This window comes from Haloarcula sp. KBTZ06, assembly GCF_048595605.1.
GTDB lineage: Archaea > Halobacteriota > Halobacteria > Halobacteriales > Haloarculaceae > Haloarcula > Haloarcula hispanica.
Genome location: NZ_CP184337.1, coordinates 1,045,565 through 1,059,378, shown reverse-complemented (window position 1 = coordinate 1,059,378; position 13,814 = coordinate 1,045,565). Strand labels below are relative to the sequence as shown.

11 protein-coding genes are annotated in these 13,814 nt (G+C 56.0%); 4 read left to right on the top strand and 7 right to left on the bottom strand.

Annotation, left to right across the window (positions count from 1 at the left end; all coding sequences use genetic code 11):
• Entirely contained in the window at positions 1-1,071 is a 1,071-nt protein-coding gene (aglJ, locus tag ACNO8S_RS05630; protein ID WP_014040093.1) for an S-layer glycoprotein N-glycosyltransferase AglJ, read from the bottom strand.
• A gap of 328 nt (positions 1,072-1,399) precedes the next feature.
• Between aglJ and ACNO8S_RS05625 the strand changes: the two genes are divergently transcribed.
• On the top strand, positions 1,400-2,248 hold the full coding sequence (locus ACNO8S_RS05625) for a TrmB family transcriptional regulator (protein ID WP_014040092.1): 849 nt from the start codon (positions 1,400-1,402) through the stop codon (positions 2,246-2,248).
• On the opposite strand, the gene ACNO8S_RS05620 is transcribed toward ACNO8S_RS05625, so the two are convergent.
• The 4 genes from ACNO8S_RS05620 to ACNO8S_RS05605 all read right to left on the bottom strand — a co-directional run bounded on the left by ACNO8S_RS05620 (position 2,239) and on the right by ACNO8S_RS05605 (position 6,959).
• Positions 2,239-3,693, bottom strand: a complete 1,455-nt coding sequence (locus tag ACNO8S_RS05620; RefSeq protein ID WP_420182625.1) for a sulfatase — start codon at positions 3,691-3,693, stop codon at positions 2,239-2,241. The two genes, ACNO8S_RS05625 and ACNO8S_RS05620, sit on opposite strands and share 10 nt — an antisense overlap.
• A 2-nt stretch (positions 3,694-3,695) precedes the next feature.
• Positions 3,696-4,673 carry an alkaline phosphatase family protein gene (locus ACNO8S_RS05615; protein ID WP_420182624.1) on the bottom strand — a complete coding sequence of 326 codons (978 nt, stop codon included), beginning with the start codon at positions 4,671-4,673 and terminating at the stop codon, positions 3,696-3,698.
• Between the two features lie 68 nt (positions 4,674-4,741).
• Positions 4,742-5,923 carry a glycosyltransferase family 4 protein gene (locus tag ACNO8S_RS05610; protein ID WP_420182623.1) on the bottom strand — a complete coding sequence of 394 codons (1,182 nt, stop codon included), beginning with the start codon at positions 5,921-5,923 and terminating at the stop codon, positions 4,742-4,744.
• Positions 5,924-6,011: 88 nt separating this feature from the next.
• The gene (locus ACNO8S_RS05605; RefSeq protein ID WP_420182622.1) at positions 6,012-6,959 is read right to left on the bottom strand and encodes a hypothetical protein; all 948 of its coding nucleotides are present in this window, start codon (positions 6,957-6,959) and stop codon (positions 6,012-6,014) included.
• A gap of 183 nt (positions 6,960-7,142) precedes the next feature.
• Here ACNO8S_RS05605 and ACNO8S_RS05600 point away from each other — a divergent pair, with 183 nt between their 5' ends.
• Positions 7,143-8,543: a flippase gene (locus ACNO8S_RS05600; RefSeq protein ID WP_420182621.1), complete on the top strand. Its 1,401-nt coding sequence runs from the start codon at positions 7,143-7,145 to the stop codon at positions 8,541-8,543.
• A 3-nt stretch (positions 8,544-8,546) separates the two neighbouring features.
• Here the strand turns inward: ACNO8S_RS05600 and ACNO8S_RS05595 are convergent, their stop codons facing one another.
• Entirely contained in the window at positions 8,547-9,692 is a 1,146-nt protein-coding gene (locus tag ACNO8S_RS05595; protein ID WP_420182620.1) for a glycosyltransferase family 4 protein, read from the bottom strand.
• Positions 9,693-9,797: 105 nt separating this feature from the next.
• Positions 9,798-11,498: a glycosyltransferase family 39 protein gene (locus ACNO8S_RS05590; RefSeq protein WP_023843212.1), complete on the bottom strand. Its 1,701-nt coding sequence runs from the start codon at positions 11,496-11,498 to the stop codon at positions 9,798-9,800.
• Positions 11,499-11,734: 236 nt separating this feature from the next.
• Here ACNO8S_RS05590 and ACNO8S_RS05585 point away from each other — a divergent pair, with 236 nt between their 5' ends.
• Both ACNO8S_RS05585 and ACNO8S_RS05580 read left to right on the top strand, forming a co-directional pair.
• Complete coding sequence (locus tag ACNO8S_RS05585; RefSeq protein WP_014040085.1) at positions 11,735-12,769, top strand: glycosyltransferase family 2 protein; 1,035 nt, start codon at positions 11,735-11,737, stop codon at positions 12,767-12,769.
• Positions 12,770-12,794: 25 nt separating this feature from the next.
• Entirely contained in the window at positions 12,795-13,760 is a 966-nt protein-coding gene (locus ACNO8S_RS05580; RefSeq protein WP_064287912.1) for a lysylphosphatidylglycerol synthase transmembrane domain-containing protein, read from the top strand.
• Positions 13,761-13,814 lie beyond the last annotated feature (54 nt).

Genomic DNA, 13,814 nt, shown 5'->3' with positions numbered 1-13,814 from the left:
CTACTCGTCGGAACTGTGGGAGGACACCGCCGGCTCTGTCTCTATGTCGCTGTCTCCGGTGTCTTCCGCGTCGCCCTTCTTGCCGTGCTCTGCGTCGCCGACCCGCTGGTCGTCGAACACATCCACCGGCCGACTACGGCTCTCGTGTGTGAGCTGGACTGCGATGTCCTCTAACCGGCGCGTCTGCTCGCGATTCACCGCCACGAGCATATCCGATAGGACGCCGAACATGAGGAGCTGAATCCCCAGTAGAATGGCGAACGAGCCGACAACGGCGATCACCTCGTGTGAGATACTGTTGACGACCCAGTCGTAGGCCACGTACGCTCCAAGTAGGAACCCGACCACGGTGCTCCCGAGGCCCACGCTTCCGAAGTAAAACAGCGGATTGTTCGTCTTCGCCATTTGGTACAGCGTCAGGATGATCGTCGCGCCGTCCCGGAACGGACGGAGGTTCGTGTCGGACTCGTCTGGTCGGGGCTGATAGGTGATCGGCACCACCGCCGTCGAGACGTTATGTTTGACACACTCGACGGCCATCTCCGTCTCGATACCGAAGCCAGACGCCGTCAGCGAACTCCGCTGGAACGACTGACGCGTGAACGCTCGATACCCCGAGAGGATGTCGGTGAGGTCCCGTCCGTGAATCGTTTCGAAGGCCCTGTTGATGATGCGGTTGCCGATCTGGTTCAGCTTCGTCATCGCGCCGGGTTGCATATCCGCGAACCGGTTCCCGATGACGTGGGCAGCCTGACCCGACAACAGCGGCTTGAGGAGCCTGTCCGCCTCGTCGGGCCGATAGGTCGCGTCCCCATCGGCCATCAGGACGTACGGCTGCTCGATGTGGCGCGTCACCGCCTCCCTGACGGCCTGCCCCTTCCCCGAGCCGGACTGTTCGACGACCCGCGCGCCGGCCGATTCGGCGATGTCCTGTGTCCCGTCGGTTGACCCACCGTCGATGACGAGGACGTCGTCGAAGCCCTGCTCGCGGAACCCGGACACGACCGACTCGATAGTCTCAGCCTCGTTGAATGTCGGCAACAGTATACAGACGTCGTCTCGGTCGGCCATTGATTCAACGTCATCCACGCGAAGGCAAATAAATGCGGGTCTGGCCGCGTGCGGATTCTGTTTTAAGTTCCCGCAGTCATCGGCAAGCAAGCGGCGACAGTCGGAAGCAACTGATAACAGCCGTGTCAGTCGTCGCGTTGCTCGCTCATGTGCTCCCAGACCTCCGCGCAGCCACAGCCGTCTTCGATGTCTGCCAGGTGATCGTCTTCTTCGGTCTGGGATGTCGCAGTCATGTTACTCACTCTGCGAGTAACTACTCACAGCCACCCACTAATAGGTTCCGGCGACGGGCGACGCGTTTTACATCCCCTGCCACACATGAGCGTGTATGAGCGACCCTGCGGACGTGTTCGACCTGGTCGGGCTGACCGAATACGAGGCGACGGCGCTGGAACAGTTGCTCTCGCTCGGCCGGACGACGGCCCCGAATCTCGCTGAAGCGAGCGGCATCCCGAAGGCCCGCGTCTACGGCGTGCTGGAGGCGCTGTCCGACCGCGGCTTCATCAAGGTGATTCCCGGTCGTCCCAAGGAATACCAGCCGAAATCGCCCGGCGAAATCCTCGACCGGGCGGTCGAGAACCACAGACAGTCATACGAATCGTTCGCCGCCGACATCGACTCCTACCGCGACGCGTTCCTCGCCGAGTACGAACCGCGGTTCGACCGCGCCAGCGAGGACATCTCGCCGACGGCCGAACTGTTCCACGTCGTCGACGTGGGTGAACCGAGCGAACGCGAGACCAGACGGCTATACGACGACGCCGCCGAGACGCTTCGGGTTATCACCAATAGCTTCGCCTACCTCGACAACGTCGAGCGTGCACTGGCCAAGACACTCGACCGTGGGGTCGAAGTCAGCGTTCTCTTCCTGCATCCCGACGAACTCCCACCGGAGAAGGCAGCCATCCAGGCTGACATCGTCGAGCGGCTGACGGCGGAGTTCCCCGCTGTCGACCTGCGGTTCAGCACGGAGAAACTCCCCTGGCGCGGCACGCTCGTCGACCCGAGCATGGACTACGACAGCGGCGAGGCGATTCTACTGGTCGAGGAGCCGGACGTTCCCAACCACATGCGCCAGGCCGCGATTACGGACAACGGGTCGTTCGTCGCCGGGATGAAGCGGTACTTCGATCTGATCTGGGAGTACGAGAGCGTCGAAACGGCCCATCAGACGTAGCCGAGGTCTTCCAGCCGCTGGTACGTCCCGTCGTCGAGGTCGTCGAAGTCCTCGCCCGCCGTCTTGACGTCGAGTTCCTCTATCGATTCGAATGCGCTGTCGACGTGTTCCGCACCGCCGTCGGACACTTTGTACGACGTCTGGGCGTCGCGGCTGACGACGGTGGCGGCGCGGTCGCGGTTAGTACAGTACTTGACAACTCCCTCACTGTCGTCTTTGAACACCGCTCGCGACGTGGCGGTCCACGGCGACAGGTCCCCGACGTACGCACCGGCGCGTTCCTGCAGCGGCTCGTCGAGGCCGACCGCAGTAGCGAGGACCGGTCCGTCGGGACAGAAGCCGGCAGTCTGTTGATCGTCGGCCCGAAGCCGGTTCACGACCCGCGGAAATTCGACCAGCGACGCGGGACGGTCGACCCGATGAGACTCGGTCTGGCCCGGATAGCGCACGATGAGCGGGACGTGGAGTACGCTGTCGTGAATCGCGACGCCGTGTTCGGCGACCCGGACACCCGGCCGAACGTCGCTCTGTTCGCCGAAGCCCTCGCCGTGATCGCTCGTGATGACGAGAAGCGTGTCATCAAGCTCACCACGCCGTTCGAGCGACGAAACGAGCCGTTCGAGTTCCGCGTCCATCTGGCGAATCCCCCCGTCGTACAGCGACTCGACCGCCTTCTTCTGCCACCACGGGCGGTGTCCGCCGTTGAAGTCCCACTTCTGGTCCTCGAAGGAAGCCTGCAACGACGACGCCTCCGAGCCCCCCCACTGGTCGTAGTCCGGCATCGGTTCGTACGGAATGTGGGCGTCCATCAGGTTGAGACACGCCGCCCACGGCCCGTCCTGTCGGTCGCTCCAGTCCAGCAGCGAATCCACGTAGACGTCCGCCGGCGTCGATGCTCTGACGCTATCCGGGAGGAACCGCTTGTAATCGGACTGGAGTTTCGTCGCCACACCGTTTGCCAGCGACCGGAGCGGCGCGTCGTCTGTCAGCGCGAGTCTGACGAACTCCGCGTACTGTCCCCGTCCCTCGTTCGAGACAAACTCGTGGGGGTTGACTGCGCCCGGGAACGGGACGTTCCGCGCCCCGACGATCTCGTCAAACCCGTCCCGGAGTCCGACATCGACGGCCGTCAGCCAGTCATTTTCGGTGAACACGCCGGTGCTGTACCCGTCTTCTCGCAGCTGTGCGAAGACTGACGCCGACGGGTCGAGCCGATGCCCCGCCGAGACGATACCGTGTTCTTCGACGTGCAACCCGGAGAAAATGCTCGCGTGGCTCGTGACGCTCCGCGCACCAGGCGCTCGGGCCTGCTCGTACAGCGTCGCCCGCTCTGTGGCGAACGAGTCCAGAAACGGCGTCGTCTCGTTGACGTGGCCGTAGGCGCTGAGGTTCTGTGCACGGACGCTGTCGAGGATGACCAGCAAGATGTTTGGATCGCCCGACATGGCTACATATACCCGAGATCTTCGAGGTGCTCTTTGACTTCCTCCCCCGACCGGTCGCCGTCGTCCGACGCCGTCACCTGCGGTGTCGACGTGTGGTCTGTTTCGTCGAGTTCGGCTTCGATAGCCGCCCGGACGTCGACGACACTCTCGATTGCGTCGACCATGGTTGCGTCGGTCCCCGCAACCATCGCCTCATCGGTGTGGACGCCGTCCTGCAGACCGTGGTCGCTGACGAGCAGTAGCTCGTCGTTGTCACCGAGGTCGTCTCGAACCTCGCCGACGAACTCGTCGAGTTCTTCATAGGCGCGGTCCTGTAGAGACGGTTGTTCGTACGCAACGTGGCCGATGAGGTCGAGCCCGCTCGTGTATGCAAACACCAGTTCGTGTCGCCCACCTCTGAGCGCCCGTCGTGCGCGAGCGAGGCGAACCATCGACATTTCGAGGCACTGCTCGTAGAACAGCGCCGGGTCTGTCGACGAGTGGCCGCCTTTCGCTTCGAGGTCGCGCTCGAAGAGGTCGCCGAGGTTCCGCCGGAGGCTGTGTTCGCGGTCCTCCGTGCCCGGGTCGATGACGTAGTTGGGGATGCCGATTGGAGCCGCCTCCCGGCCGTCGAACACTGTCGACAGGCCGTTCTCCTCGTAGTAGGTCGCCGGGATCCGGAACGCGTCCTGTTCGGTGTTGTTCAGTAGCCACGCGCCGAGACGCGTCTGCAGCCCTGACGGGAGAAGGTAGTCCGCGGCAGCACTCCCGAACCGGAGGACGGGGTTCTCCCAGGCAACGCCGTCGTCAAGCGTGATGCCGTGTTCCGGGGGCCTGAGCCCGGTAATGATCGTCGGCCAGAGTTCGTGCGTGCTGGGGCCGCCCTCGACGCTCCTGATCGTCTCGATAGCGTGGTGGTCAGCGAGCGTCAAATTCGGATGTGCCGTCGAGTCTACTAGTTCCGGGTCGAGTGCATCGATACCCAGCACTACGAGGACCATATCTACCCTGAACGTCTCAGTCGACGGCTTAAGACCTTTCGATGCACGCGATAGACGGCGGTACGACCTTAGCCAGACAGCGAACGGTACAGGTCGAGGTACTCCTCCGCGATTTTCCGCCAGTCGTACTTCTCCTCAACACGGTCTCGTGCCTGTCTGGATATCTGTTTCGTGAGTTCGTAATCGGAGAGCAAGGTGGTGACGGCGTCTGCGATTGGTTCCGGTTCCTCTGTCGGAACGACAAAGCCCTCCTCCCCGTCGCGGACCATTTCGTTTGCTCCAGAAACATTGGTAACGACCACTGGACAGCCGGTCGACATGGCTTCCAGACGGACCATCGAAAAGCCCTCTGACCGAGAAGGGTGGACGAAGGCACGTGCTCGGGATAAGTGTTCTCGGACAATAGACTGGTCAACATACCCGTGGAACGTGACGTTTTCGTCTAGATCGAGATGCTTGACCTGAGCGACCAATTCGTCTTCTTGCGGCCCGTCACCAAAGACGTGGAGCTGGACTTCGGGATATTCCTGCTGGATTTGATCAAGTGCTTCGATCAAGATATCATAGCCTTTCCGTTCCCGAAGGCTCCCGATGGCCACGAGTTCATGTGAGTCGTCCGGTTCACTGTACTCGAAGACGTCCGGATCAACGCCCAGCGGGATCGTCCGGAGCTTCGATTCGTCAACGAGGTCAGCATACATCTCGTAGGCTTCTTGATCGACAACCACAATTCGGTCTGCGGCGTCAAGCGTTCGCTTGAACAAATCCATCCGAGGTGGATCAAGGATTATATCGCGAGTCGCATCAACAATTGTGTGAAGTGGATCCGTAAATGGCCTCGGAAGGTTTCTCCCCACCCAAGAAGAAAGCATCCGATTGAATTCCTCAGCCATGATGGCATGCCCTGTTTGGCACGGTCCAACGACGACAGGAACATTGTCATGAAGCTCTGAAACGAGGATTGGATTGAACCACCTGTAGCTGAGATTCATGTGGTGATATATATCAACAGATCCCTCCCGAAGTTCTCTTAAAAGTCTATAATACAAATAACTATAGAACGAGATCCTGTTAGAGCCCCCAAGCGGATACACAGTAACGTTTTCCGGTCTAAGAGTATCAGAAACTGATCTCGTGTATATATCGACAGTAAAATTATCGTCGTACAGGTTATTCAGGAGATTGTAACTCTTCCCGTATTCGTTGTTATGAATGTCTGTTTTGGTCGGTCCGATGAGAACTCGCGGCATACTGATGGTGGGAGATGGGGGAATTAACAGTTATTCTTGTCGTCTCTCTACTAGCCAGATAGCCATGGAGTGTATTCAGATATGATTATCACTTATAACCTAAGGCTTCAAGTTGCGATTCACGGGCAGGCTTTTGATCATCTCCGCCGCTATCAGAGACATTATACTCAGGGGTATATTCCTCAGTATCTATCCCGTCTAGTGTAATCCACGGGACCTCTCTTACAGCACTGACCGGAACTCCTTTCGGGTGGCCATATACCCCCCATTCACCTTTTGCATTGCCGTGGTCAGCGGTTAGAGCGATGGAGCCATCAATAGACGTTGAGAGGATACTAACTTCTTCCAGTATCCACTCTAGGTTGTCAATATATGCAGTCCAGAAGTCGTCGTGCGAAACGGTGCCATCACAGAGGCGCCACCAGACTTTGCTACCGAACTTCTTTGTGCCCTTGAATTCACGAAACCACTCTGGTCGCGACCGGAAGGGTGCATGCGGTTGCATATAATGAACAATCATTCTATCAACGCCTTTCTCGTCGCGTTTTCTCCAAGTGTTAATCGCGTGATCAGTCAGTTTCCGAGGCGAAACCGTCCGAATATCATACTCCGTACTGGCGATCCCAAAATGAGTGAACTCTGAAAACTCATCGTATTGTATCTGGTCCGTATATGGATTGCCTGTGATATATGCGGTTTCTTGGATCTCTGCTGAATGTCTTTCATTAAACGTTTTTTTGATCCATTCAGAGCTGGTACCGCCGACTGACCAGCGCGTCTCGAGTTTGCTATCAGCAAAAAGAGATTGATAAGAAGTACCCTGTATGATTTCTTCCATGGCATCAGCCCTGCATCCGTCCAAGATGACCAATATATCCCAGTCTTCGTCCCAAACCACCTGCCCTTCCTGTTGCTTTGGAGCGAATCTCCCGAGCAAGCCAGCCCATAACTTTCTGAGTGCTATCTCGAGATTCTTTGGAGAAGGATCTGATTGTAGGCGGTCCACTGTATCAAAAAACCAATCAGAGAAGCTCATCTGTACTGTGTTGATTTGGTGGTCGAATGAATGTTTTGAAATGGCACCCTGTCCAGGCCCGGATAATTAAATACGGTACAATTGGAGAGTAGAGTTGAGTGACATCATCTAGCATCGCTAAGAACCCTCGTTGTTTTAATAAGGACAGAATAATAAACATATGGGAGAAATCCACAGATATCGATGGATATCGACCGGTCAAGTGTTGTTATATACGCCAGTAATATCGTACTGAGTCTAATTGGTTTTGTTGGAACCGCATATTTTGCTCAAACTCTCGGAGGAACGGTTCTTGGAATCTTTTTCACCTTTGATGCGGTCACGAGCGTGCTGATGACCGGAGCGCGGCTTGGAGTCGATACAGGGATAGAGAAGCGAATCAGCGAAACGACAACTCAACAGCGTGGGTCGTACTTGACTGCAGGATACCTCATAACACTCGCTCCAATTGTAATTATGTCTCTCGGATTGTTGGTACTTGAAGGCTATGTAGACGAATATATTGGTGTGGCGGCCGTACCTTTACTGATTGTATTTATTATTTCCAGTACCGGGAGATGGCTTACCGGAGCGGCCCTTCGTGGTGAAGGGCGAGTGGCGCTTAGCTCTCTTATCGAACTCTTTGGTGAAGTAATTCGTATAGTAACAAGTATCGCGCTAATCATAGCCGGGTTGAAGATATTTGCTCTGTTATATGGTGTCTTGATTGGAGTTGTCGTGAAATTTGTCATATTTTACTTCGCCTTATCAAGTACGCTATCTATCCCAACTTGGGAAACTGTCAGAGACCTCTGGAGTTTCTCGAAGTATACATCATTCAATAGTGTGAGTTCGCTAGCATACAACTGGGCAGACACGCTCGTGTTGGCATACTTCGCGTCAAAGACCGCTGTTGCCGTATACGAGGCTTCTTGGAAGGTCAGTGTAGTCGCAGTAATGGCTAGCCAAGCCCTAAGCCAGGCAGTGTTTCCATCTATCAGCGAGTGGGCGTCACGCAATGAGTACAGTCGCATTGAAACGGCCCTAAGCGAAGGCTTCACATATGGTCTCCTGCTTGTCATCCCCGCCGTAGTCGGTGTAGCGATACTCGCCGATCCATTCATGCAACTCGTCTATGACTTCGACACGGGTGGGTTAATCCTCATCCTCCTGATGGCGGAGAAGTTGTTGCAGGCCCCGAGAATCCTGATCCAGCGGACACTCACGGGGATCGGCCACCCGAATCTCGTATTCCGGACGGCAGCGCTGACCCTCGTTGCAAACGTTGTACTCAATCTGTTACTGGTCCCGGAACTCGGATCGTTCGGTGCAGCGGCGGCAACAATAACGACAGTCAGCATCGCGCTCGTCATTCAGATCGCGTATCTCCGGCGGTTCATCACTGTGACAGCAAACTGGCGGGCGCTCGGAAGACAGACGGTCACAGCGTTAATGATGGGCGCAGTGGTGTACGCGGCGTCAACCATCTTACCGCCATCGACGCTTTTGAAGCTTGGTGGCTTAGTCGCACTCGGCGTCGTCGCGTACGGTCTCGGCATGGCAACGGACCGCGAAATCAGAGAGCGCGTGTTACAGATGGTGTAGCGCCTACCGATTGCACGCCACAAGTATCGACCTGTACCGCTCGCAGGCCGCCTCAAAGCTGTACTCGGTCTCGATTCGATCGCGTCCGTTCTCGCTGATGCTGTCGAGGTCGTCTCGGTCCAGAATATCGAGTATTGTCTGTCGAAGCGCCGCCGGCTCCCGTGAATCGAGCAGGAAGCCGGTTTCGCCCTCGCGGACAACGTCTGGAACGCCCGAAACCGGCGAGGCCAGTACCGGCGTTCCGCAGGCCAGCGCCTCCAGAATTGTCGTCGGTAGTCCCTCCGTCGGCTGTGACGGCAACACGAGCAGCGAGAGATCGTTGAGTTGATCGGGTACGTCGTCGTGATCCACCCAGCCGGTGAGTTCGACTGCGCCACGTTCGATTTCAGACGCGAGTTCGGTTTCCAGCCACTCACGGAGGTCACCGTCACCGATGAACCGGAACGTCACGTCATCAGGTAGTTCCGCGGCGACAGAAGCGAGTTCCCGGATGCCCTTCTCTTCGTCGAGCCGTCCGAGGAACCCAACGACGCGGTCGCGGCCGGCGTAGGGCTGCTGGACGCGAAATTCGTCCGTCCGGACGTGGCGCGCCCCCGTCGGATACACGGTCGGGGATTCCGGATGCAGGTCCAGTTGGCGGGCCATCTCGGGCGTGTACGTGATGACGCCGTGAGCCGCGGCGAAGCCGGCTCGTTCGAGTGCACGGACGGCACCGGCGAGCCCGGCAGCCACCGGGTCCGGCAACTGCTGTTCCCAGTTCAGCCGGAGCGTCAGCGGCACGTCGCCGCGGGGTTCGACGAGAACCGTTTTACCGAGCAACCGCGCCGCGATAATGGGAAGCAGGTACGACGTTGCGCCGAAAAACAGGACTACGTCCTCGTCACGGTCAGCAATAACGCGACACATCCGGAGTTGGTTCAGCAGGAACCGGACGGCGGCGGTGACGACGGAGTCGCCCGCGCCTTTTCGCGTGAGCTCGACGAGTTCGTGCCGGTCGCGAATCTCGGAATCAGCCGGCAGGTCAGCCGTCACGAGCGCGACTGATGTCACAGCCGACAGGATGTCGAGTAGGCTTCGTGTGGCGTTCTCGCCAGCAGCGGCGAGGGGATGGGTCACGACGCAGACGCTCTGGAGCGATTCGTCAGTCATAGATGCCACTTTCGCCCAGTGTCACGGGTGATTCGCTGGCTACCCTGTAGTGTCCGTGGGTGGAGAGAACGGGTCCCGGGGAGTGATTTAGACATATAGTTGTCATTAACAGGTCGGTTCATCGTCTATCCGCTTCATCACGAGGATAGTCGGATTTCCGTCCTCGGGGAACGACGAAAGTCCGGCGCTGTCTCTGAACTTTCGCTCCGCGCTGAGTTCGGTGTTCACCGGCGGACCGAACGTCCGGACGATTTCGTAGTCTTCCTCGGCAAACAGCGCCGACATGCGTTCAGTCACATCCGGGAACACGGACGGATCCTTGAAAAAGCGGAAGTAGTGGTAACTGGAGAGCACGACGTACTCGGGCGCGTTACAGTCCAGACGTTCAAGCCCTGGCTGCCAGTTTTCTCGGGGGAAGGTGGAGTGGATTTCATATCGGTTCACAGTTGTCTCGTCTGGAAATTCTGGGAGATACACTTGCTGCGAGTACACGTCAACAGTGTCGGAGCTATCTAGGTTGGCGTGTGTCCACGCCGTGGCCTCCTGACGTGATTCGTTAATATCTGCGACACCAACGGTCGTGTGTACGCCAGAAAAGACAATGACAAGCGTTAGAAGTCCGATCCCGGCTAGACGGACCGGATGGGAGAACTGACTCAACTCCGAGCCAGCGATACCAGCGAGGACCGCGAGAATCGGGAAGAGCGGCATTACCCGAGGGAACTGTGTCATATTCCCTTGCGTGATGACGATGAAGTACGGGATGGCATAGACGAGCAACAGCCAAACCGCACTGTCGAGGGTACCCCGCAAGAGGAAGGCGATGACAAGCAGTACGGACAGTATAGAAAACAGGAATAGCATGATTCCCTGCCCTTCGGCGAGGTGTGCGAGCTGGATGAGCCACCCCGGGTCCGACCAATTGTACGCAACAGAATCGCTCGTACTTCGGTAGATATATCGAGATATCTCGTCGGCCCATGAACCCGGATGGACGAATATCGATGGCGTTGTAGTGACGTAGCTGAGTATAGTTAGCGTCGGGTACCTCCAAACCGCTTTGACGAACTCACCAACGGTCCTCGACCCGTCCCAGTGGCGTTCGATGATGACGATAGCGATCGGAAGAACGAGGAGCCCGGCCGTTGCTTTCGTTGACGCTGCCAGGCCAGCGACCAGTGCGGCAGCCAACAGCGTTCTGGTCTCTCTCGAATGAAACGCACGAACCGTTAGCAGGAACCCGAGCATGAGGAAGAACGTCATCGGGACGTCCTCAGTTGCGTAGTGGGCGGTGAGGACATACCCGACAGAAGTCGTGAGAAAAACGGACGCAAGGATTCCGGCACGGCGGTCCAGTAGTTCTCTACCGAGGTAATAGAGGACGACAACAGTCCCAACACCGAACAGGACAGATACTAGCCGACCGGCGAACAGCACGTCGTAGAAGGCTGTGAGAAGATCAGGCGACACACCCCAGCTCGGCGAGCTGCCGACGCTAGCTGCGCCCGACATGATGTCGCCGAACTGTCCGGTCACGAGCCAGTACAGCGTCACCGGGACAAAAGAGAGCGCCAGAAGGTAGAGGTGAAGGTTCCCACCCTTCCGGAAGTTATCGATGAAGGGGTTCTGCTCGTATCCCATCCTGAGAGCGAGTTCGATAGCGCCGGTTTCGTCCGGAAACGTCAGATGCGGCCGCAGTCGCCAGGTACCGAAGAACATCAACAGGAACGCAGCGAGCGCAATGATCGGGACAACCGGCTCACGTCGGACCGACTTACTGATTCTGTTCCACAGATTAGAGGGCATTTCTTCTTGATTACCCACTGACTGTAATAGTCTGTGCGATTTTACGAGAGTACCCTCTGCACATGGTTATCATAACTTGTTCTTCGTGCTGAGATTACTGAGTATTCTCCAGCCCCAGAAGACAATTACTAACAACTACCGATACAACGACTCTATATGATTTCTATCGTGGGCAGTACTGTGAATGACAACTGTTAATAAACCTGCTTGAAGAATCACAGTCACGGCATCACATAATGGCGACGACAGAGGACGTACGGGGTAACGCAAGTGAATTCACAGGTGAAGACCATGACAAGGTTCGAACCTCCGTTGTACTGCCAGCGTACAATGAAGTGGATAATGTCGAGCCACTAATCGAGGAAATCCAGTCAGTATTCCAGGACGAACCGGCATTTTCGCCATATAACATCGTTATCGTTGATGATGGTAGTACCGATGGTACTAGGAGCGTTATCCGTGACTTGGCAGAACACAATGAGAACGTTCTCGGATTATTACTGTCCCGCAACTTTGGACAAAGTGCAGCCTTGAACGCGGGTATCAAACAAGCAACTGGCGAATTTATCGTAACTCTTGATGCTGATCGACAGAACGACCCACAAGACATTCCGGACCTCCTCAATATGTTGATAAGTGGGGACAGCGAATCCGATAGCTATGATTGCGTCAGTGGCTGGCGGCGAGACCGGAACGACCCGTTGACAAAGACGATACCATCCGCGATACAGACACGGATGGCACGCTGGACCGGGCCAGATATCCACGATTTCGGTTGTACTCTGAAGGCATATCGGTCAGATGCTCTTAACGAAATAGAGTTGTATGGAGAGGGTCACCGGTATATTCCGGCAAAATTGTACAACCGGGGCTACAGAATTACAGAAATCCCAGTTAACCATCGCCCCCGGACGGAGGGCAGTTCAAAATACGGCACGAAACGACTCATAAGGGGCTTTGTTGACCTCTTGTTTCAGGTATTCTGGAACCGGTACTCAACCCGACCGGTTCACTTCCTCGGTGGGTTCGGATTGGTTTCGTTTGGGATAGGGATGCTAATCGGGATTCATGCAGTGTTCTCGAAGTACGTATTGGGTGTCCCGCTACTGCCAAATCTTCCCCGACTTGTACTAACGGTTGCACTCGTTCTATTTGGCCTTATTTTGATTATGTTCGGATTTCTGGCGGAGATGATTACAAAGTTACACTACATTGAGAGAGACCCCTACCGTGTGGAAGTAGTTATCGGCGGTGGCGCGGAAAACAAGTGACCTATAGCTGACACCCTGTATTAGTATGTCAAGAAGAAACACAGACATCCGTAGCATCCTCTCGGCTTTGCTTCGCGTTTCTATCAGTGTAATACTACTCTGGTATGTGATCAGTAGAGTCGGATTCGACACACTCATTGAACATCTCCAAACGCTTGAGCCAGTCACACTAATTATCGCTGTTGGACTAAGTGTTCTTGGTGTCGGCCTCAGCGCTTGGAAGTGGCGAGTTCTGCTTTCTGTGAAAGGTATAAAATTAACGCTCCTCACCGCTTGGGTTTATTACTACATCGGCCAGTTCTTCAATGCGTTCCTCCCATCAATTATCGGTGGAGACACTGCACGGATGTACTACCTCTATGCGGATACAAACGACGGATCCGCATCAGTTTCTTCTGTCGTGATTGAGCGGATTGCTGGCCTCTACTCGATCTTGTGTATCGTTTTGGTTGCGGTCGCATTTGGCTACGAACTAGTTCCGACTCGGATCGCAGATATGGTACTCCTCGGCTGTGCGGTCGGGATAATTACGATACCACTATTGCTATTTACTGACCTGTTACGTCCAGTCCTAGAAACAACGATTTTTGACATACAAGTGCTCGACATCGGGAACCGGGCTGAAAGATTGTACACTGCAGTGTACGAGTATCGTCAAGCCAAACGAGCAGTGGTCATTGCACTTTTACTTTCGGTCGTGTTCCGAGTCTTACTGATCGCCAGCAACTACGTCGTCGCCTTGGGGCTTGGGATTGAGATACCACTCGTGTACTTTTTTGTATTTATTCCACTAGTGGAACTCTTCCTCTTTTTGCCGATATCAATCCAAGGCTTTGGGGTGCGTGAGAGCGCGTATCTATATCTGTTCACTTCGGTGGGAGTCGGAGACGGTGTCGCGTTGACGTTCGGAGTCGTAATGCAGCTTATTCTCCGAGTAATAAACAATATTATCGGTGGCGCCGTATATGCCGTTCATACTCTCCGTTCCTGAAACTTCGAAACCTGATTCAAGAAGGGATATAATGCCCGACTGTCAATCCCAAGT

Coding starts and splice junctions, on each gene's coding strand:
- aglJ (WP_014040093.1), bottom strand. CDS start 1,071: ATGGCCGACCGAGACGACGTCTGTATACTGTTGCCGACATTCAACGAG.
- ACNO8S_RS05625 (WP_014040092.1), top strand. CDS start 1,400: ATGAGCGACCCTGCGGACGTGTTCGACCTGGTCGGGCTGACCGAATAC.
- ACNO8S_RS05620 (WP_420182625.1), bottom strand. CDS start 3,693: ATGTCGGGCGATCCAAACATCTTGCTGGTCATCCTCGACAGCGTCCGT.
- ACNO8S_RS05615 (WP_420182624.1), bottom strand. CDS start 4,673: ATGGTCCTCGTAGTGCTGGGTATCGATGCACTCGACCCGGAACTAGTA.
- ACNO8S_RS05610 (WP_420182623.1), bottom strand. CDS start 5,923: ATGCCGCGAGTTCTCATCGGACCGACCAAAACAGACATTCATAACAAC.
- ACNO8S_RS05605 (WP_420182622.1), bottom strand. CDS start 6,959: ATGAGCTTCTCTGATTGGTTTTTTGATACAGTGGACCGCCTACAATCA.
- ACNO8S_RS05600 (WP_420182621.1), top strand. CDS start 7,143: ATGGATATCGACCGGTCAAGTGTTGTTATATACGCCAGTAATATCGTA.
- ACNO8S_RS05595 (WP_420182620.1), bottom strand. CDS start 9,692: ATGACTGACGAATCGCTCCAGAGCGTCTGCGTCGTGACCCATCCCCTC.
- ACNO8S_RS05590 (WP_023843212.1), bottom strand. CDS start 11,498: ATGCCCTCTAATCTGTGGAACAGAATCAGTAAGTCGGTCCGACGTGAG.
- ACNO8S_RS05585 (WP_014040085.1), top strand. CDS start 11,735: ATGGCGACGACAGAGGACGTACGGGGTAACGCAAGTGAATTCACAGGT.
- ACNO8S_RS05580 (WP_064287912.1), top strand. CDS start 12,795: ATGTCAAGAAGAAACACAGACATCCGTAGCATCCTCTCGGCTTTGCTT.